This is a genomic window from Achromobacter pulmonis (assembly GCF_002885955.2).
GTDB lineage: Bacteria > Pseudomonadota > Gammaproteobacteria > Burkholderiales > Burkholderiaceae_B > Achromobacter > Achromobacter pulmonis_A.
Window position 1 is genome coordinate 1 of the sequence record NZ_POQS01000095.1, and the last position, 324, is coordinate 324.

Annotated in this window: 1 pseudogene; it reads left to right on the forward strand. The window is 63.0% G+C overall.

Annotated features, from left to right (window positions below):
- Positions 1–324, forward strand: a pseudogene (locus C1I89_RS33905) (DEAD/DEAH box helicase); the annotation flags it as partial.

The following is a 324-nucleotide window of genomic DNA, read 5'->3' on the forward strand; positions in this document are numbered from 1 at the left end:
AAGGACATCTACTCCGAGAGCGCCGGCACGGCGCACAAAACGGCCAAGGGCACCAAGGTATCGGTGCGCACGGTCAAGGCTCCCGGCTTCGGCCCGAAAGGCGTCTTGCGCTGCATCCTGCCGTTCACGATCTTTCTCAAGCTCAAGGACATCGGTGGCAACGTCCTGCCGCCGTATGACGAGGAATTTCGTGAAGTCCAGATGGACGCGGCGCAAGCTGCGGCCTACCGCGATTTGGCGGGTCGGCTGACCGCAGAGCTGAAACAGGCTCTGGCGCGACGCGATACGACCTTGCTGGGTGTGGTGCTCAACGTGCTGCTGGCC